12 protein-coding genes and 1 other RNA gene are annotated in these 19,755 nt (G+C 40.3%); 4 read left to right on the forward strand and 9 right to left on the reverse strand.

Annotated elements, in window-relative coordinates; all coding sequences use genetic code 11:
- Nucleotides 1-8 precede the first annotated feature (8 nt).
- Nucleotides 9-713: a GTP pyrophosphokinase gene (locus BFS05_RS03995; protein ID WP_374703767.1), complete on the reverse strand. Its 705-nt coding sequence runs from the start codon at nucleotides 711-713 to the stop codon at nucleotides 9-11.
- Nucleotides 714-991: 278 nt separating this feature from the next.
- Between BFS05_RS03995 and miaA the strand changes: the two genes are divergently transcribed.
- Nucleotides 992-2,005 carry a tRNA (adenosine(37)-N6)-dimethylallyltransferase MiaA gene (gene miaA, locus BFS05_RS04000; RefSeq protein ID WP_103084705.1) on the forward strand — a complete coding sequence of 338 codons (1,014 nt, stop codon included), beginning with the start codon at nucleotides 992-994 and terminating at the stop codon, nucleotides 2,003-2,005.
- Between the two features lie 137 nt (nucleotides 2,006-2,142).
- Here miaA and ssrA read toward each other — a convergent pair.
- From ssrA to BFS05_RS04020, 4 genes are all read right to left on the reverse strand, one after another.
- Nucleotides 2,143-2,539: a transfer-messenger RNA gene (gene ssrA, locus BFS05_RS04005) on the reverse strand.
- Nucleotides 2,540-2,842: 303 nt separating this feature from the next.
- Nucleotides 2,843-4,381, reverse strand: a complete 1,539-nt coding sequence (locus BFS05_RS04010; RefSeq protein ID WP_103084706.1) for an MFS transporter — start codon at nucleotides 4,379-4,381, stop codon at nucleotides 2,843-2,845.
- 136 nt (nucleotides 4,382-4,517) lie between these two features.
- A complete protein-coding gene (gene hrpA, locus BFS05_RS04015) occupies nucleotides 4,518-8,624 on the reverse strand; it encodes an ATP-dependent RNA helicase HrpA (protein ID WP_103084707.1) in 4,107 nt (1,368 codons plus the stop codon).
- A gap of 125 nt (nucleotides 8,625-8,749) precedes the next feature.
- Nucleotides 8,750-9,454: a class I SAM-dependent methyltransferase gene (locus BFS05_RS04020; protein ID WP_103084708.1), complete on the reverse strand. Its 705-nt coding sequence runs from the start codon at nucleotides 9,452-9,454 to the stop codon at nucleotides 8,750-8,752.
- Nucleotides 9,455-9,522: 68 nt separating this feature from the next.
- Between BFS05_RS04020 and hflX the strand changes: the two genes are divergently transcribed.
- From hflX to BFS05_RS04035, 3 genes are all read left to right on the forward strand, one after another.
- Nucleotides 9,523-11,037: a GTPase HflX gene (gene hflX, locus BFS05_RS04025; RefSeq protein ID WP_103084709.1), complete on the forward strand. Its 1,515-nt coding sequence runs from the start codon at nucleotides 9,523-9,525 to the stop codon at nucleotides 11,035-11,037.
- 307 nt (nucleotides 11,038-11,344) lie between these two features.
- Nucleotides 11,345-12,307, forward strand: coding sequence for an L-lactate dehydrogenase (locus tag BFS05_RS04030; protein WP_103084710.1), 963 nt, complete (start codon nucleotides 11,345-11,347; stop codon nucleotides 12,305-12,307).
- A gap of 132 nt (nucleotides 12,308-12,439) precedes the next feature.
- Nucleotides 12,440-13,924 (forward strand): sensor histidine kinase, encoded by a 1,485-nt coding sequence (locus BFS05_RS04035; RefSeq protein ID WP_103084711.1) that lies wholly within the window; start codon nucleotides 12,440-12,442, stop codon nucleotides 13,922-13,924.
- A gap of 119 nt (nucleotides 13,925-14,043) precedes the next feature.
- Here the strand turns inward: BFS05_RS04035 and BFS05_RS04040 are convergent, their stop codons facing one another.
- From BFS05_RS04040 to BFS05_RS04055, 4 genes are all read right to left on the reverse strand, one after another.
- On the reverse strand, nucleotides 14,044-14,316 hold the full coding sequence (locus BFS05_RS04040; RefSeq protein WP_103084712.1) for a WhiB family transcriptional regulator: 273 nt from the start codon (nucleotides 14,314-14,316) through the stop codon (nucleotides 14,044-14,046).
- 123 nt (nucleotides 14,317-14,439) lie between these two features.
- Entirely contained in the window at nucleotides 14,440-16,422 is a 1,983-nt protein-coding gene (locus BFS05_RS04045) for an FtsK/SpoIIIE domain-containing protein (RefSeq protein ID WP_258004241.1), read from the reverse strand.
- A 75-nt stretch (nucleotides 16,423-16,497) separates the two neighbouring features.
- Nucleotides 16,498-17,835: an LCP family protein gene (locus tag BFS05_RS04050; RefSeq protein ID WP_421777365.1), complete on the reverse strand. Its 1,338-nt coding sequence runs from the start codon at nucleotides 17,833-17,835 to the stop codon at nucleotides 16,498-16,500.
- Between the two features lie 246 nt (nucleotides 17,836-18,081).
- Nucleotides 18,082-19,473 (reverse strand): LCP family protein, encoded by a 1,392-nt coding sequence (locus tag BFS05_RS04055; protein WP_103084714.1) that lies wholly within the window; start codon nucleotides 19,471-19,473, stop codon nucleotides 18,082-18,084.
- Nucleotides 19,474-19,755: the final 282 nt, after the last annotated feature.

Below are 19,755 nucleotides of genomic sequence, written 5' to 3' on the forward strand. Positions count from 1 at the left end.
TGCACGTATTACGAGTGTGGAGCATTTTCTACGCGAGGAGTGCCGTTAATATCACGGTGAATTCCCTGCATAAGAGCTTCGATTTTTTGCAAATTACAAGCGCAATCAAGCAAAGTTTGTGAATGCTCAGCAAGCTTACTATCCGGCAAATCCGCTTTATAACGCAACGCGTGTTCCAAGCTGGCCCAATAATCCATTGCGATAGTACGGAATTGGACTTCAACAGGAGTGTAATGCGCTCCAGAAGAAAGAAATACTGGGACTGCATAAATCACGTGCAAACTTCTATATCCATTAGGCTTAGGATTTTTAATATAATCCTTTACTCGCAATACTTGAATATCTGTTTGTTCTGAAAGATATTGCGCAACAGCGTAAACATCATCTCTATAGTTGCAAATAACGCGTATTCCAGCAACGTCAAAAAGGTTATCGCGGATTGCATGAGTGGAAATATCAAGGTTACGACGATGAAGCTTTTCAAAAATAGAGTGTACTGATTTTAAGCGTCTTTCCATATGATGAATCGGATCATGTGAGAATCGAACTTGGAATTCACTGTCGAGAATTTCGAGCTTAGTGCTTATTTCATACATTGCGCCTTCATAAACTTGCATCATGTTTACGAAGTCATCTATTTGATCATCAGGTAATGATGGTATAGAGTCACCGTTAGCTTCAAGTGCATCAGCGCTTCGCAGGCGAGCATACAGCTCTGCGGAATTTATGCGATTATGACGATCAAGTATCACGTCTTTTAATAATACTCAGAAAACTGCTAAATAGCTGATAGCGTGGCATTTAACAGAATAAATTTACGAAAGTGTAGTGAATTTACGAAAGTGCAGCAAATAGTGAGTTTCGAATAAGTATGTGATAATAATAAAAATATAGAAGAAATATGGAAGTAATATAGAAGGAATATACAGAAAATTTTAGCTAGTAAAAATTTAGCGAAATGTGATTTTGTGGGGAAATTGAGGAGTATAGCATGTCAGAAAATAAGCAGGATCGTGCTCCTAAAGTAATTTCAATAGTCGGTCCTACAGCTTCCGGTAAAACAAGTTTAGGTATTGCGCTTGCGAAAAAATTAGCTGAGCGTGGGATTCGTGCGGAAATCATCAACGCAGACGCGTATCAAATGTATCGTTACATGGATATTGGTACGGCGAAGGCGAGTGAGGAGGAGCAGGCGGAAGTACCTCACCATTTGCTTGACATTATTGATCCTGAAGAAACGATGACGGTTGCGCGCTTCCAAACCTTGGCTAGGCAGTGTATTAGTGAGTTGCAATCGCGCGGTGTGAGGCCGATTTTAGTTGGAGGATCTGGATTGTATGCGCGTGCTGCCGTGGATGATATTACATTCCCGGGCACGGATGAGTCTATTCGAGCCGCTTTGGAGGATCGCGAGCGCAAGGAGGGAGCTGGTGCGCTTTTTGATGAGTTGAAGCAGAAGGATCCGGTTGCTGCGGCTAATATGGATGCGCGCAATCCGCGACGTACAATTCGCGCGCTTGAAGTGATTGAGCTTACTGGAAAGCCTTATTCCGCAACGCTTCCGAAGTATAAGTATGTGATTGATTGCGTGCAAATTGGCTTAGATTTGCGTCGTGAAGATTTGGATAAGCGCGTGGATTTACGTACGCGGATTATGCGTGAGCAGGGTTTTGTGGATGAGGTGCGCGCAATTCGAGGGCGATTGGGTGTGACTGCAGTTCGTGCTCTTGGCTATCAGCAGATTATGGATTATTTGGATGGTGTGTGGAGCGAGGATGAGGCTTTTGCGGATATTGCGCAGAAAACTCGACGACTTGCGCGCAAACAAATGGGTTGGTTTGGTAGGGATGCGCGCATCCACTGGCTGGATGCGTTGCGACCGGATCTTGCGGAAGCTGCGCTCGCGATAGTTGATGCTGCGGACGCGGGGGAGTTTGATTGCGATAATTCTGACACTGCTGAGCATGCTACTCAGCATCATCTCGGAGATGCTTTTGACGCTTAGCTTAAATCTTGTAAGCATTGGGTTTTAGGAAATAACTCAAATAACTCAAATAACTCAAATAACTCAGGTTTTACTACAAAAAACGCCACTGTGTACCTATTGCGTTATACGCTGGTATAGCAGTGGCGTTATTGCGTTGGTGGAGTCGCGGGGAATTGAACCCCGGTCCGGTGACCGTACCCTCGGTCTTCTACGTGCGTAGTCTGCTGGCCGCACGGCAGTTTTTCTGCCCCCATGTTATCGCAGACAATTCATGGCGAGCATATCTACAGTAAAAGTCCCTGAATTGCCCTGAAGCCCGGCAATTCAAGCAAGTCTTCTAATGACGTTCAGCACCACTCCGAAGACGTGAGTGGGTGAACGGAGCAGCTGCTCACTGGTTAATCCTGGCGCGAAGCTCAGGCAGCGAGAGCGAACTCAGTGCGATTAGATTTAGCACTTATTCTTTTGCGAAAGGACGTTTACGAGTGGACTTTCGCATTCTCGGCACGCTTCCCCGCGGCGAACAGATCGCCGTCGAAACCGATCGACCCCTTTTAACTTATCGCAATATGAATTTTGCAATATGAATTTCATATAGCAAAGCAACTTAGTGAAGTATTTAAACTCACCAACATATAGTACAACAAACTTTTAAATTAGAGCAAATTATTTATTCTAATAAGATTTGTAACATTTGCTGTAGGTAGTTATTTTCGCAGTATTTAATCGTCCAATATCGTTATCTACTAAAGTAGTCCAATATTGTTATCTAATAGACATATCTAATATCTTTATCTACTAGCGTTCTCCGCAACTTTTTTATTTTCTCAACTTTTTCTTATTTTCTCAACTTTGTTATCTTTTTTTATCACTGTTATTGCTTTTATCTTTTTTGTCTAATTTAGAATACACATAATTTCTAATCACAAATACCAACAATCCTAATATCGAGACTATTGAACCGATAAGCAAAACATTCGAGAATCCTGCTGCTGAACCTTTAGCGCCAATAAACGAGAATCCTTCTAAAGTGTGATTGTCAATAAGACCGTAAAAAATCACGATTCCAATGGAAGTTGTAATACTCATAGCGAGATCATTCATACCGCAACCGCGTCCAGTTTCTTCAACAGGCAAAGAATCCAAAATTGTAGAAACAAGAGGAGAGTACATAAGACCGCAGCCTGCGTAATATATGCAAGCTCCAACAGTTAGTGCCCAGAATCCGCTCATAACGCATAAGCTTGAAACAAGCCATCCTAAAGCCATTAATAGTGACGCAATAATAACAGCATTTTTGCGACCGAAGTGGGCAATTATTTTCCCCGAGCTAGTGCCAGCCAAGGCTGCAATAATAAACGCGAAAACCATATAGTGTGTTACGTCAGATGTGCTTAGTTTATATAATTCATCTCCTAAATGGTTGAAAATAGGAGTGAAACAATAGTTTGTGAAATAAAGGAACATAAGAACTATCATTGCGGAAATCCAACGTTTGTTCTTGAAAAATGCTGGAGCAACAAAAGGATTTTTAGCTTTACTGATATAAATTCCAAATACTATAAATAATCCGATTGAAATAATAAGCATCCACCAAATATGATACGAGAAGAAAACAGTGAGAAGTGCAACAGCTGTGCCAAAAATCATGAATCCTATAGTGTCTATCTTATTTCCATTTCCATTATTTTGAGGCAAATAACGCCTTAAAACAGGTAGGAAGAATATAGTGATAGCTGGGATTAAGAAGAATGATTGCCAGGAGATAGAGCTTAATAATCCTGCTGTAAAAATGCCAAGTGCTGCCGAAATTTGATATCCAGCTGTAAATAATCCGAAGAAAATAACTTTAAGATCATTGCGTAAATATTTTGATGCGATTACTAGATAAGCAGAACCTGTTACTTGTTCGCCTGCAGATTGAATCATACGAGCTAAAATAACGCTCCACAAATGTGGCTCGAAACAAAAATTCGCTACAAAACCAAATATTGAGCCTGTAAAAAGTGTTAGCAATCCGACTGTAACAAGTTTTTTCAACGATACAAAATCGCCCAAAGAACCGTAAATAAATAATGCGATTCCTAAAATAATTCCAGGCAGACCTGTGATCAAAGACGATTGTTCAGGACTTCCAACATCTGATCCGACTTGCTTAAATAGCAAATTGAAGCCCTGCAAGCATAAAGTTCCAAAAACATAAGATATGAGAAGTAGGATAAGCGCGCGAACTGCTATTTTATTGCGAGTTTCAGGATTTTCATAAGCGTCATTGTTTAATGTGTGAGCATGGAAAATAGTATGTTTGGAAGTATTGTGAGCGCTATTTTGAACAGCATTACTTTTATTCGCATATGATTTTTTAGATTCATCTACAGGTGATAGCTCAGCCATATTTCTCCCAAACTATTGCAGCGCATGAGTGCGTTTACTTGCTAAACTTTGCATGCTGTTAAAGTTACGTTCATATAGGTTCACAATTTTATATTCGTATGGATACATAAGCTTATTGCAAATAATTTGAGGCCTATCACAGTTTTTGCATACGCTGAATGCTTATAGGGTAAGCTGTGCCTAATTCTTGCGCCCAAAGAGAGACATAGAATTCTTCGCACATCCAGCGTAATTTCTCAGCGATTATTTGCGACTCGTCATGTGCTGGTCCTGCTGGAATCTTCTGAGCGTTTTCTTGGGCTTTTACTACAAGCTTATGTGCTTCATCTGCCTGCCATGCCCACCGCACATCACGATTTTTATCTGCTTTAGCTTTAGCAAGACGAATCACGTCTGCATGCAAGTAGCGTTCAATACGAGGTAGTGAATCGGATGGAGTTTTAGCAATAAATCCTTCGTACACAAGACTTGCAGTGTGTTCGCGTATTGATTGCAACACTGAAAGCAAAGGCAAATCAGCCTTGCCTGAAACAGCTTTACTTGATTCTGCTTGACGTTTTAATATTGCAATCACATCGTGTGCAACAGCATAAACAGTGTCTTCATACACTTCAGATACGTTTGCAACAGCTTCGCGTAATAAATTATCGTCAGTAATATTATCCGTGTTCGTAATAAGTCGTTTTACTGCAGCCATTTGCAAGTCTTCTGCTAAAGCGTTAGAAGTTGAGTAAGGTGCAGCTGCGAGTAGTAAAGCTTCCGATCCAAGCCAGCGAGAAGTAATGCGCTTATTGTCTAAATGCAGCATGTTTAACGCGCCATCCCAAACCATTTGCGATCGAGAAAGATTTGTAGCTCCAGACTTGTGCAATAAATCTGCTCGTTCAATAACATGCCCAGCTTGTGCGGCTTCATTTGCTTTACGATTTACAATTGCTCGCGCAGATTCTTGTGCTTCTTTTGCGAAATGTTGTTGTAATGCAATTAATGATTTGTCGGTTCCAAGAATAGTAGGTTTTCCGCGATTAGAGTACTTGTTACGACCTGCAGGTTTATTGCGATTTTCTCTAGCTTTTTCTCTAGCTTTTTCGTTAGCTTTTCTTTCTTCAACACTAAACGTCATGCGCAAGTATGGCGAGAGTCTGCTTATTTGCTCGTCGTCGAAAACTTCAGGATGTATTTGCGCTCCAACTACGCTAATTGCAGCTTTAGTGAAAACTTCTCTAAAATCTGGCCAAATCAGCCTATTTTTATTTACGTTTGTTCCAGTTTCTTCAATTCCAGGAAGCTCGTCGTAATGTTCGTCAATCCACTCGCGAATTTTTTTAGCAGTGTCAGGAGCTGGAACGAACTGTACTCGTAAAGCTTTAGGCAAAGATTTAATCATGCCAATAATAAGCTCGTCAAGCAAGCCTGGAACATTCCAACTAAACTCTTCAGGAGTTAAACGCGAAAGCATATGAAGAGGCACATGCGCTGTTACGCCGTCCAAAGGATTAGCCGGATCATAAATATAACTTAGGCGCAGTCTTATAGGCTGACCGTCTGTGCCAATCGTGTTCCAATGATCGGGATAATCAGCTAAATCAGTGCTTTGCGTAGTTTGTAAACGTTCAACTTCATCGGGATTAAAATCTAACTTGTGCGGATCTTCTTCGCGGTTATCTTTCCACCATTTTGCAAGAGCTGCGATAGTAGTTGCTTCTTGAGGAAGACGAGTGTCATAAAAAGTAAATAAATCCTCGTCGTTTACAGTTTCACTTATTTGACGAGTGCGATTTGCTTGATTATCTGCATCTTCAAGCACATTGCGATTATTTAAAATAAACTCATCGTGTTGGAAACGCTGTTGTACGTCTGCTTCAACTAAGCCTTGACGAATCATAATCATTCGAGCTTCGTAAGGATTAACTCTAGCCCATTGAACTGTGCGATCTTGAACAATAGGCAATCCGTATAGTAATACTTTAGATTTTGCTACAGCAGCACCTTTAGAAGAGCTCCAATGAGCGTCAGAATACGTGATTCTAGTAAGATTTTTAGCAAGCGGCTCAGCCCAAGCAGGATCGATTTGCGCACAATATCTTGCCCAAAGTCTAGATGTTTCAACTAATTGCGTACACATAACCCATGAAGGAGTTGTTTTAGAAACAGCTGAAGCTGGGAATATTGCGAATCTTCCTCCGCGCGCGCCTTGATAGTCGTTTTTAGCCATTTTTTGAGCGCGTTTCATAGCTCGAATTTTTGCTGATCCATGCAAATTAGCAAAATCTGAAGCTTTCGGTTCACGCACTACTTGCATTCCCAACATAGAAAGCAAGCCTGCAAGCATCGATGAGTGTATTCCTTGATAATCCCAAGAACAGCACAAGCTGTGAGCCGCCTGCTGATTATTAGGAAGCTGACGAATTTCCAAAGATGGTCTTCTAACTGGAATAGGATCGCCAACTTTATAATGCAATTCTTTACATAAGTCTTGAAGTTGATTAACTAAATCTTTCCACTGTTTTAAACGCAAAAAGTGGAAGAATTCCGCTTTACAAAGTTTGCGAAGAGCGTTATTGCTCATATTTCCGTCTGCTTGGAAAATATAATCCCAAATATTTAAAGCAGTTAAGAAATCGCTTGTTTCATCCGCATAACGATTATGAAGTCTATCCGCTTCTTCACGCTGTTCTTCAGGGCGCTCGCGAGGATCTTGCAAACTCAAAAACGCAACAATTACAAGCACTGCAGCAAGAGTATTCGGAGTGGTTTTACGAGCCGCTTCAATAATCATGCGTCCTAAACGAATGTCAATCGGCAATTTAGAAAGCTCGCGTCCAATATGAGTTAAAGTGATGAAACCTGATTTTCTACTTATTGCGCCAAGCTCGTTAAGCTCATTAAAACCGTCGCTTACTGCTTTCATATCAGGAGGGTCAATAAAACCGAAATTCGTAATATCTTCGCCAGTTTTAGCAACGCCTACTGAAAGCATGTGTAATACTACTGCTCCAAGCGAAGTGCGAAGAATTTCAGGATCAGTAAAACGAGGTCGAGTTTCGTAATCTTCGCGCGAGTAAAGTCTAATAGCAATACCGTCCGCGATTCGTCCGCATCGTCCAGAACGCTGATCTGCGCTCGCTTGAGAAATCGGCTCTATAGGAAGCCTCTGCACTTTTGCAGACTTAGAATATCTGCTAATTCTCGCAAAACCAGGATCGACAACGTATCGAATCCCAGGAACAGTAAGCGAAGTTTCAGCAACGTTAGTAGCAATAACAATGCGTTGATGAGAGTGGTGTTCAAATACGCGATGTTGATCTTTTGCAGAAAGACGCGCAAAAAGCGGAACTATTTCAATAGCATCCGCTCTTTTCATATCACTTGCTCGAGTGCCAAAATATGAGCGTAATCCTGATTCAAATTCGCGAATATCGCGCTCGCCGGAAGCGAAAACCATAATATCGCGCGCGCCTTGCTCGTGGCTTGAATGAATCACTAATTGAGCGCATGCGCGTGTTACTGCAGAAGTCATATCTTCATCTGCAATATCGTCTCGATTGCTTTCGCTTGATTGGCTTTCTGCAACAGTTTCCTCATCCATTGTTATATCTGCAAAGCCGGGGACGTGTCGCATAAGTGAAGGCGCGGATCCAAGCGGTTCATAAAGCACTCGCACAGGGTAAGTGCGTCCAGAAACTTCAATAACAGGAACTTTTATGTGTAAAGCTTGCTCAAAATGTTCACGGAATTTTGCAGAATCTATTGTTGCTGAAGTAATAATCAGCTTCAAATCGCGTCTTTGTGGAAGTAAAGTTGTTAAATATCCTAGTAAAAAGTCAATGTTAAGACTGCGCTCGTGGGCTTCGTCAATAATAATCGTGTCGTATTTAGTAAGAAGAGGATCTCGCTGAATTTGCGCAAGTAAAATACCATCCGTAACAATTCGAAGCTTTGTTTTAGGTGAGCTTTCGTCGGTAAATCGCACTTGGTAGCCGATTTCTTCGCCCAGTTTTACTTCCATTTCGCTTGCAATTCGCTCAGCAACAGTGCGTGCAGCTAAACGGCGAGGCTGAGTGTGTACGATTTGCTTACCTCTTCCGCCTCTTCCAAGTTCAAGCGCCATTTTTGGGATTTGCGTAGTTTTACCGGAGCCGGTTTGTCCGGAAACAATCACGACTTGTGAAGACTTAATTGCTTCTATTATTTCGTCGTGTGCTGCGCAAATAGGAAGCTCAACAGGGTAGTCGAATTTCATAGTGTATTTATTTCTTTTCGTAGATTTTTGCTTTTAGTATTGCTTTTCGTTTTTAGCATTGATTCTTGCTTTTAGCGTTGCTTTTTACTTTTAGTATTGCTTTTTACTTTTAGTACTTTTAGTACTTACTTCGTCTTTGTTACTTCTATAATTCGGTATCCCTTAGAGCTTGCATATTTTTCAACTATGTAGTTTTCGCCAAGATTTTCAGCAAGCCAAGGAATAAGCGAGTCTGATCCAAGATTTTTTTGTACAACTAAATACGCTTTTCCGTTTTCGTTCAGTCTTGGTATCCAAGTAAGTAATATTTCGTGCAATACTTCTTTTCCAACGCGAATTGGCGGATTGGACCATATGAGATCTATGTGCTCTAAATCTTTATTTTTAATTGCGTTTTCAACAAGTTCAGTGTGTATGTTTTTAAGATTAATATTTTTCGCGTTTAATTTAGTGAGTTCTAGCGCTCTCTCGTTTACGTCGATAGCGAAGATTTCTGCATTCGGAGATTCTAATCCAAGAGATAAGCTGATAGGACCCCATCCGCATCCAATATCAAGAAATCGGCCATTTTCCGGTGGTTTTGGAGCGTGTTTTAGTAGCACAGACGTGCCTAAATCAAGTTTAGAAGCGCTGAATACTCCGTTTGAAACTTGAACGTCAATATCACGGTCGCGTAATGTTACATGAAGTGTTTTTCGCTCATCGCTTGATGAAGGAGTTGCGGAAAAATACTGTTCGCCGCTTTTCTTTACTGCAACATCATTAGTTTTAGGTTGATTTTTAAGTTGATTGCGATTCTTAAGCTGATTTTGATCCTGGTTTTTAGTCATTGTACTTATTTACGATTTAGCATTTAATATGTCTTCTAAAATCACAATAATAAAACAAACGTTGTAAAATGCTATTAAGTAAAACGACGAAGGGTGCGTCTTTGGTAAATAACGTAGATATAGATGCTATTAGCAATTCGAATAGCAAGCATAATGATGTGCTTTCTGGCCATTCTGATGTACTTTTAGACACTACTTTAGAAAGTGAGAAGCATGATGAAGCGTGGCAGGAGCGCGAATCTCGTAATGCTTTGAAACGAGTAGCTGGTCTTGGTGAGTTACAAGATGTTACTGAAGTTGAATACAGAAAACTTCGTCTTGAACGTGTTGTGTTAGTTGGCGTGTGGTCAAGCGCGCGTGGAACTCTTTCTCAAGCAGAAGAATCTTTGCGTGAGCTTGCAGCGTTGGCACAAACCGCTGGTGCTGTTGTTTGCGATGGCATGTTACAGCAAAGATATAGGCCGGATGCCGCAACTTACGTTGGCTCAGGTAAAGCGCGTGAGCTTGCAGCGGTAGTTGCTCAGCATGATGCGGATACGATTATTGTTGACGATGATTTACCACCTAGCCAGCGTCGAGCTTTAGAAGATGCGACTAAAGTTAAGGTTGTTGATCGTACAGCTGTTATTTTGGATATTTTTGCTCAGCATGCTACGAGTCGTGAAGGTAAAGCTCAAGTTGAGCTTGCTCAATTGCAATATATGCTTCCGCGATTAAGAGGTTGGGGTGCTGCTCTTTCTAGGCAGGCTGGTGGTAGAGCTGCAGGCGATGCTGGTATTGGCTCAAGAGGCCCTGGTGAAACTAAAATCGAAATGGATCGTCGTGCTATTCGCAATCGCATTTCAAAATTGAGGAATGATATTGCGCATATGGCTCCAGCTCGAGATGTTAAGCGCGGTTCTCGTCGCAGGCAATGTGTGCCAACTGTTGCTGTAGTAGGATATACAAATGCTGGCAAATCCTCTATTATTAACAGGCTTACTGGTTCAGAAGAATTAGTAGAAAATGCATTATTTGCAACTCTCGATACGGCAGTTCGACGTTCTAAAGCACAAGACGGACGCAATTATACGCTTGTAGATACAGTGGGATTTGTTCGTAGGCTCCCAACACAATTAGTTGAAGCATTTAAATCTACTTTGGAAGAAGTTTCGCAAGCGGATGTGATTATGCATGTAGTTGACGGCTCGCATCCGGATCCTACTTCTCAAATTGATGCTGTTAACGAAGTTCTTGGATCTATTAATGGAGTGGAAGAGATTCCTCAACTACTTGTATTTAATAAATCTGATTGCATGAGTCAGCCTCAAAGAGAGCGTTTAGAAAAATTGTATCCTGATTCTCTTATCGTTTCCGCTGCATCTGGAGATGGTATTCTTCGACTTCGCCAAAGAATTGAATGGTTATTGCCTTCTCCAAGAGTGAAAGTTGACGTTGTTTTGCCGTATAGTGCTGGATCTTTACTTTCGCAAGTTCGTGAAAATGGCGTAGTGGAAAAAGTTGATTATGAAGATCGTGGAGTTGCTTTAATCGCTTATGTTAATGACTCTTTGGCTTCAAAGCTTATGAGTGTAGCTTTGTAAAAATAATTCATTACATATTTTTACATAAACAATTCCACACATATTTAGATATGCATATTTTTACATAAACAATTTCACGCACAATTTCAATACAATTTCACACATAATTGCACAAATAATTCCACAAATAATTTCACTTATTAACATATGTGATTTGCGAGTTTTGCAGGGCCACAAATTCCGGTGGTGCGATTAGAGTAAAGGTGTTCATACCCACAGGCTCTTAATAAAAGAGCAGCCTTCATAAGTTAGTGTGTTTCATACATTTTGAAGGTGTTAATAGGTTGTTGAAAAGAGGTTGTTTCGCATGGTAAATTCGCAGGTTAAGCCAACAAAGCTGGCGATTATTGGTGCTGGTGCAGTCGGTTCTACGCTCGCCTTTGCTGCCGCTCAGCGTGGTGTTGCCCGTGAAATTGTGCTTGAGGATATTGCTAAGGAACGCGTAGAAGCTGAAGTTTTGGATATGCAGCATGGTTCAAGCTTCTATCCTGCAGTATCAATTGCCGGTTCGGACGATGTAGAAATTTGCCGTGATGCAGACATGGTGGTTATTACTGCTGGCGCTCGCCAGAAGCCAGGTCAGACTCGTTTGGATCTCGCCGGCGCAACCATCAACATCATGAAGTCTATTATTCCTAATGTTGTTAAGGTCGCTCCTAACGCTATCTACATGTTAATCACTAATCCTGTGGATGTTGTTACCCACGTTTCAATGAAGCTTTCTGGTCTTCCAGCAAATCAAATGTTTGGCTCTGGTACCAACCTTGATTCTGCTCGTCTTCGCTTCCTTATTGCTCAGCATACTGGCGTAAATGTTAAGAACGTTCACGCTTATATCGCTGGCGAGCATGGCGATTCTGAAGTTCCTCTGTGGGCTTCTGCAACCATCGGTGGCGTCCCTATGTGCGATTGGAATGCTCTTCCAGGTCATGAGCCACTTGATGCTGCTAAGCGCGAAGAAATCCATCAGGAAGTTGTTAACGCTGCTTACAAGATTATCAACGGTAAGGGTGCTACAAACTACGCTATCGCTATGTCTGGTGTAGATATTGTTGAGGCTGTTCTTCGTGACACTAACCGCATTCTTCCAGTGTCTTCTTTGCTCGATGACTTCCACGGAATTTCTGATGTTTGCATGTCTGTGCCAACATTGTTGAACCGCAATGGTGTCAACTCTCGTCTTAATACTCCAGTTTCTGATCGTGAATTGGCTGCATTAAAGCGTTCTGCTGAGACTTTGCGCGAAACTGCTGCACAGTTTGGCTTCTAATTTAAATAATTAGATTCGCTGTTAGTTTTATAAGCTGCTTCTGTACGTAAGTGCGGGGGCAGCTTTTTTATAAGTGTTTTGCAACATACCTAATTGACTTATTTCTTACATGCTAGATATATGATTATCCATATGGCTGATTTTTCTCATATTCTTTCGACTCGTCCAGATTTTGACGATAGCGATCGTGAATGGTTACATCATTTGGTAGCTGATTGGCAAGTTATAGCTGACTTAAGTTTTGCAGATCTTCTTTTAGTTATTCAAAATGGTGATGGTGATTATGTTGTTGCGGAACAGTGCCGTCCATCTACTGCAATAACGCTTAGAACTGAGGATTTGCTTGGGGAAAAGCTTGATATTTCTATGTATGATGAGCTTTCGGAAGCTATGAAGTCAGAAACAAGTTTCCATTCTTCAGTATTGCGTTCTGTTGGAAGAGCAACAGTTTGTAATGTTTATGCTCCTGTGCGCCATAATGGTAAAGCTTTAGGTCTTGTTTTGCGAGAAACAAATTTGGCAACGCGCGAATCTAACGGTAGATATGAAACAGAAAGTATTAATGCTGGTAAAACACTTTTTGATATGATTCCTCGTGGTCAATTCCCATATCATTATTCTGTTTTAAATCAGCGCCATAATGCTCGTGTTGCAGATGGTTTTATTGTTCTTGAAGCGAATGGAATTGTTCGATACGCTTCTCCTAATGCTATTAGCTGCTTCCGTCGTCTTGGCGGATTAAATACTATGACTGGCGAGTATTTAAGCGAGTTTGGCACTAGGCTTTTGCATATTAACGATGTAGTTCCTGAAAGTTTGCCGCTTGTTTTAAGTGGTAAAGCAGATATAGATTGCGAACTTGAGGCAAATCATTCTGTTGTTTCAATGCGCTCTTTGCCGCTTTTTGGTCCTAGCGAAAGAACTGGCGCTGTAATATTATGTCGTGATGTTACTGAAGTTCTTCGTAGAGAACGTGAATTGCAAACAAAGAATGCTACTATTTCTGAAATTCACCATCGCGTGAAGAATAATCTTCAAGCTGTTTCGGCACTTTTGCGCTTGCAGGCGCGTAAAACTAAATCTCAAGAAGTGAGAAAAGAGTTAGAAGAAGCGCAACGTCGTGTTCAAACTATTGCTCTTGTTCATGAAGGTTTAAGTCAGACTGCCGATGAAGTTGTTGATTTTGATAAAGTTATTTCTAGTTTGCTTAAGATGTCTATAGAATTAGCTTCGCAAAATCAGAAAATTACTATTGATTTTGTTGGCAAATTCGGAATGCTTGCCGCTCAAGATGCAACTCCGCTATCTTTGGTTCTTACGGAATTGGTTACTAATGCTGTTGAGCATGGTTTTGAAGACAAAGAATCAGGTCATATTAAGATTTCCGTTGGGCGTGGTGGCGATAATCTAAATATTATTGTTGAAGACGATGGAGATGGTATTGATAGCGAGGCTTCGCACGGAATGGCTCGACCTTCTGGTTCTGGCTTAGGAACGCAGCTTATCAATACTTTTGTTACAAATGACTTTGGTGGAACTGTTCGCTGGGAGCAGAGGCATGAAGGCGGTACGCGCGTGGTTTTGGATATTAAATTACGCGTACCTGGAGTCGCTTAATATTGCGTGATTTTATTGCGTAATATTGCATAATATTTCGCATAATATCAATAATCTAGCTTGAATCAGTTTAATTTAGATTAACTTGGTTCGAGCTAGATTTATTTATAATTTAATTTCTATAATTCTGAATCACTATGACGTCGTGCACGCATTGCACGTCGTTTTAGTGAGCGACGTTCTTCTTCGCTTAATCCGCCCCAAACTCCATAATCCTGGTTTGTTTCTAATGCGCATCTTAAGCAAGAATCAGAAACTTTGCACGAGCGGCATACTAATTTTGCTTCCTCGATTTGCTGATATGAAAGTCCAGTATTTCCAACTGGGAAAAACAGCTCTGGATCTTTATCCCTACACGCTGCTCTTGTACGCCAGTCAAATACATTGCTCATATCTAAGTAAACCTCACTACTTAAAGTATCATTACAAAAAATTTCCCCGTATGTAAGGAAATCACGAATATGTATTTTTTTCAAGAGTTTTATGAAGTTTAGTTAAATATATAAATATTTATGCTATGTATTTTCGAAATAAATTAACTGCAGAAGATAAGCGTGCCCTGGATAAATTAGTACTGCTCGCCCCGGGGTGTGATAGTCTTGCGGAGTTAAAGATTGTTGAATTTCTGACGGTATTCCAAGCATCGTATCTGTTCCAGCATCCCCAGTTGGGAATATTATGCGCACTGGAGCTTGATCCGGCAATCGTAATCTATGAGCTGTTTTTACGCTAAAAATCACAGTATTAGATGAAGATAGTTGTTCTTGAAAATATATGGCATCAGGATTGTTGTTCAAAGGGTTTACAAGCGCATCTGCATTGTCAACAATATAAGGATGATTAGTGTTTTCTTCCCGATTTTCGCCGTCTGCTATATCTTCTTTCAATAAGTTATCTATAAGACGCAAAATATTAGTTTTGCCGCGTCCTTGAGTGCCGATTATAGCTATATTGCCTATGTTTAGTGGGAGAGTGGCTGCATATAATCGTATTCCGTCATCTAATAATCCAATAGTAATATCGTTATTTTTATGAATGCGATTAGATGTTTTATCATTCGCATCAAATTTACTATATTTTTCAGCTTGTTTTACTGTTACAAGCGATGGCAATGGTTTGCTAAATAATTGTTCGGCTTGATTGTAATGATAGAATTTTCCAGCAAGATTTATTCCTTCGATAAGAGTAGAAGTATTTGCTATTTCAGAGCATCGCACAGCTGTAATTCCTTCGCCAAGATTGCAATATGCTCCTCCAAGTGATTGAGGATTTATGTATGCTGCGCACGAGGATCCAAGTAATTCGTGCGATTGAAGAGCATCCCTTACGCGCAGGCATAAATTAATAGATATATTTGCTTTCATATCTGCATTAACTTGACCAAGAGGATTTTGTGTGCAGGCAATAATATGCATCCCTAAAGATCTTCCTACCGACGCGATTCGAATTAGCCTGTTCATATAGTGCGGAAGTTGATCTTTTAATGCGTGAAATTCGTCTATAACAATCACTATTGAAGGCTGGTACGGTTTTACTTGCGTAATATCATGACATTCTTGTTCTGCAACTAAGCGTTCTCTTCGATCTAATTCTTTTTCTAAACCTCGTAATGCGCGAGTTGCATGATGCAAATCTAAGTCTCCAACGTTGCCAATACTGTGAGGAATTTTTGCTAATGCGTCAAAAGTTGCTCCTCCTTTAAAATCCATGAATACGAATCGCAATGCGCTTGGCGGATATCGAAAAGCAAGAGCCAAACACCAAGTCGTAAGTAATATGGATTTTCCAGATCCTGTTGTTCCTGCTACAAGAGCGTGCGGTCCATTTTTCACAAGATCAATATTCATATCGCCTTTATTGCTAACTCCTATAGGCGCTATAAGTTGCCTTTTCTGGCTTTTATTTTTCGCAAAAGACATTAGCCAAGATCTTGCGATTTCTCTCCATGGAGGCATTAGTAGTTTGCTTCCAAGTTGATAATTCTTAGATATTTGAGGAATATTTAATAGTAATTTTTCCAATATTATTGGATTTATTTCGTCTGGATTTCCATCTATTTTAGGTGCGTTACTTAAAACGTTATTTAACGTATTATTTAACGTATTATTTAATCCACTCCCGTTTAGTCCACTCTCGTTAAAATATGAATTCTCCTGAGAATTAGCGTACTGATTTCTATGCGAATTTGAGTTTATAGCTCCAAGCGATTGCTCCGATTTTGCTTCTAACAAGTTATTTAATTTATTAGAGTTTTTAAAACCATTGGCATACGAGTCTAAAGAGCTATTTGAAATATCTCTAGACATATTTGCGTGCTGTTGTATAAGTTGTGGAATAATGCTGGCAAGATACATCATCGTGCTCGGTATTATCATTGCAATCATCATCCACTGGTGTTGCACAAAAGCTATAACAGCCATTGTTATGTTTGCAACAATAGGTACAATGCTTGCGAATATTTGCAATCGCAAAAGTGCTCGTTGTGTAATAGTTTTCATAGCATTATGATTACTATGCTTTTAATCAAAGGCAAGAAAAAACGAGCTATGTGGTTAGAAGTTCAAAAGTTGAATTTACTTTTCCATTTCTGCAAGAGTACCAACAGTTCCAGGCTTGTGCGTTCCAGAAGATAGTGAATCGAAAAGCTTTGTATTTTTATCGTCGTCTAAAAGCACTGAGGATCCTACTCCCGGAACGAAATAATTTGGATCCGTCCAATAAACAGTGCCTGAAATTCCGTTAGGCCCTGTGGCTTCTTTAAAAGCGAATGCCATATCTGCTAAAGACATAGGCGTAGATTTCTCGTCGAATACAAAGGATTTTAATCCTGTTTCTGTAAGTTTTTTCACTCTACCAAAGTTTGTTAGCGTATCTTTTGATGTAGCTTTTTTGATAATCGCAGAAATAACCATTCTCTGTCGTTTTGCTCTACCAAAATCAGATTCAGGATCTTCATATCTCATTCGTGAGAACGCTAAAGCAGTATTACCATTTGCGTGATGGCATCCAGCTTTCCAGTTAAGTCCACTGAACCTGTCTTTTACTGTGCGATTGTAACAGAGTTCGATTCCTCCAATAGAATCAACAACGTGAGTTAAGCCTCCAAATCGTATTTCTGCAACGTGATCAATATGATGTCCTGTAATATTTTCGATAACTTTAGTTAGTGCAGGTTTGCCAAAGAATTGCGCTACAGTGTTGATTTTCATCTTATTGTTATTCACTGATACAAGCGAGTCGCGAGGTATTGAAATAAGGGAACTGTGCCCGTTTGCTGGCTTTGTTAATACGAGGATTGAGTCCATTCTAAAGCCGGTAATTTCTTTGGCTTCTTCTCCTTCGCGCTGGTCTGATCCTAATATAAGCCATGTTTTTTCAGGAGTGTCATTTGTGTTAGTAAGCCAGTGCGTTTTTTGTATGCGCGATTCGACCCAATGGTATGTGTTGTTTCCTACGATTGCGGCAACTATAAGCGAAATGCACATCAATAGCGATATTGTCATGAGAATGTAATGTTTTTTGCGTTTTTTGGGAATCGCTATTGCTGGATTATTGTTTTCTAAAGGTTTATTTTCGCGTGGGATATTTGTACGTGGGTCATTTGTATATGCGTTGCCTGAGTAAGAATTACTTTCGCGTAAGTTGTTTCCTGTGTAAGAGTTATTTCCTGCGTAAGATCCGCTTGCGTAAGATCCACCTGTGTAAGATCTGCTTGCGCGTGGGCTATTTGTACGTGGGCTATTTGTATATGCGTTTTCTGTATAAGAATTGTTTTCGTACCTGTTGTTTGTGCGTGAGTTATCGCTAGATATATTGCTACTCGATGCTGTTGCTTTGCGTCTGTTTGAATTTGGTGCAAAGCTAGGCGGAATATTATCGTTTGAATTATTGGAAGGAAGCGGTTGCCTCATTCTACGATTGCGAGAAGGTGCAAAGCTCGGCGGCTGCTCATTATCATAAGAATCGTCTGAATTTGGCTTTGTCATATTCTTCCTTAACTCTTATCTATTTGCTATCTGTATTTTTTTGCGTTGTTTTCTTTGCGCTTACGTATTTTAGAATAATTTTATGCAAGTATTACTAATAACTAATAATCTAACAATTGCATAATTTAAAATCTAAAATCTAACAATCTAACATTTCAGCAATCCAAACAATCACGATTTAGGCACAGCGCAAATAGTGTTGTTTATGTATTTATCAGCTATACCCATGTAATATCCGGTGTTAGGATCGCGAATAGTGCCATCTTCTGGATTAACAATTCCTCCGGTATTAGGATCGATAAGTCTGCCTGAACTATCTTTAACTAATCCAGTCTTAGGGTTTACAGGACCATATTCAGATTTATGATCCGAAGAGTTATTTTGCGTGTTATCGTTTTGAACATTATCAGAAGACTTTGGATGCGAAGAAGCATTGTGACGTTTATTTGTAAGTGGCCTGTTTTCGCGCATCTTCTCCCATACCTCTTGAGCAGAAGCATCCCAAACAACACGATTAGGGTTAGAAGGATCGGCAACAATCGGTATTGTTCTTGCGTAAATATGAGAAGTGTCTAATTTGTGTAAGCTCATAGCTAATCCAACTAAAGTTGCAGGATTTGCAAGACCTGAGCTAATATTCAAAGAATTTAAAGCAGATTTAGCCAATTGGTAAAGCTGTCCGGATTCAGTTAGCAAATTCTTAGATAAAGCTTGATGAACAAGCTGTTTTATTAAGTATTGCTGACGAGTTGTACGCATAATATCCGAACCGTCGCTTGCGGAATCGTGACGCATTCTAGCGTATTGTGTGGCTGTAACACCGTTAAGATGTCTCATTCCTCGCTTTAAAGTAACGCCAGTATAAACATCGTGTGTAGTTACAGGAATGCATAAGTCTACGCCGCCAATAGCGTTAATCATTTCGCTCAGGCCATTAAAATCTGCAACAATAAAGTTATCAATATCTAAGCCTGTAAGAGAATTAACTGTTTTAAGCGAGCAACTTGCCGCTGAAGATAAATCTCCGCCTTGAGCGTATCCGTAAGCAAAAATCGAGTTGAACATTACGTGTTCGCGCGCAGGGATACGTCCGCGAGTAGTATCGCATTCTGGTGCATTTACCATTGAATCTCGAGGAATAGAAACTATATTCACATACGAACGATCTGCGCTAATCTGCACAACCATAGCTGTATCAGATTGGTGATTATCTGTTTCTCCATCATGAGCAAAGTTATTATTTTTACCTTCTCGAGTATCTTGACCGAGTAGAAGGAAGGTAATTGGTTTGCCAGCATTAGGATCTATAGGTTCTGAAGATTTTTTGCCACTTGAGCCATAAATAACGTGCACAGAATTATTGCTAATAGTTGTTGAAAAATCCATCCACGTTATTGAAACAATAGTCGAAAAGAAGGTGAGTATTGCAACAAGCGACATGCATACTAAATTCTTCACGCGATTGTTAATACTAAAGCCAAGAGAGTGCCGTGGAGCGGCCAAGCGAGTAACCTTCGTCCTAGCGTGATTCCCGTATACTCTAGGGTGGCGTGAAGTCACCATGGCACCTTCTTTCAGAAGCCAGAATTCTGCAGAAAACAGGGTCTAATATCGTTGTGTTTTTACCGTGTTCTCTGGAGGAATCACGATTAAACACATATCCACATAACTATAGTGCAATCTATTGAAATTATTATATTGTGGTCGTCGCGCTCACTTTTGTGGACTTAGGTACAGGATAAGTAAACAAATTCGGGGTAGTGTTCTCGGTTTTGTTTACTTAGAGCGCGTGTTGGTAAACAAACTCGGGGGAGTGTTCTTGGTTTTGTTTACTTAGAGCGCGTG

The sequence above is a fragment of the Gardnerella coleohominis genome (genome assembly GCF_002896555.1).
Taxonomy (GTDB): domain Bacteria; phylum Actinomycetota; class Actinomycetes; order Actinomycetales; family Bifidobacteriaceae; genus Bifidobacterium; species Bifidobacterium vaginale_F.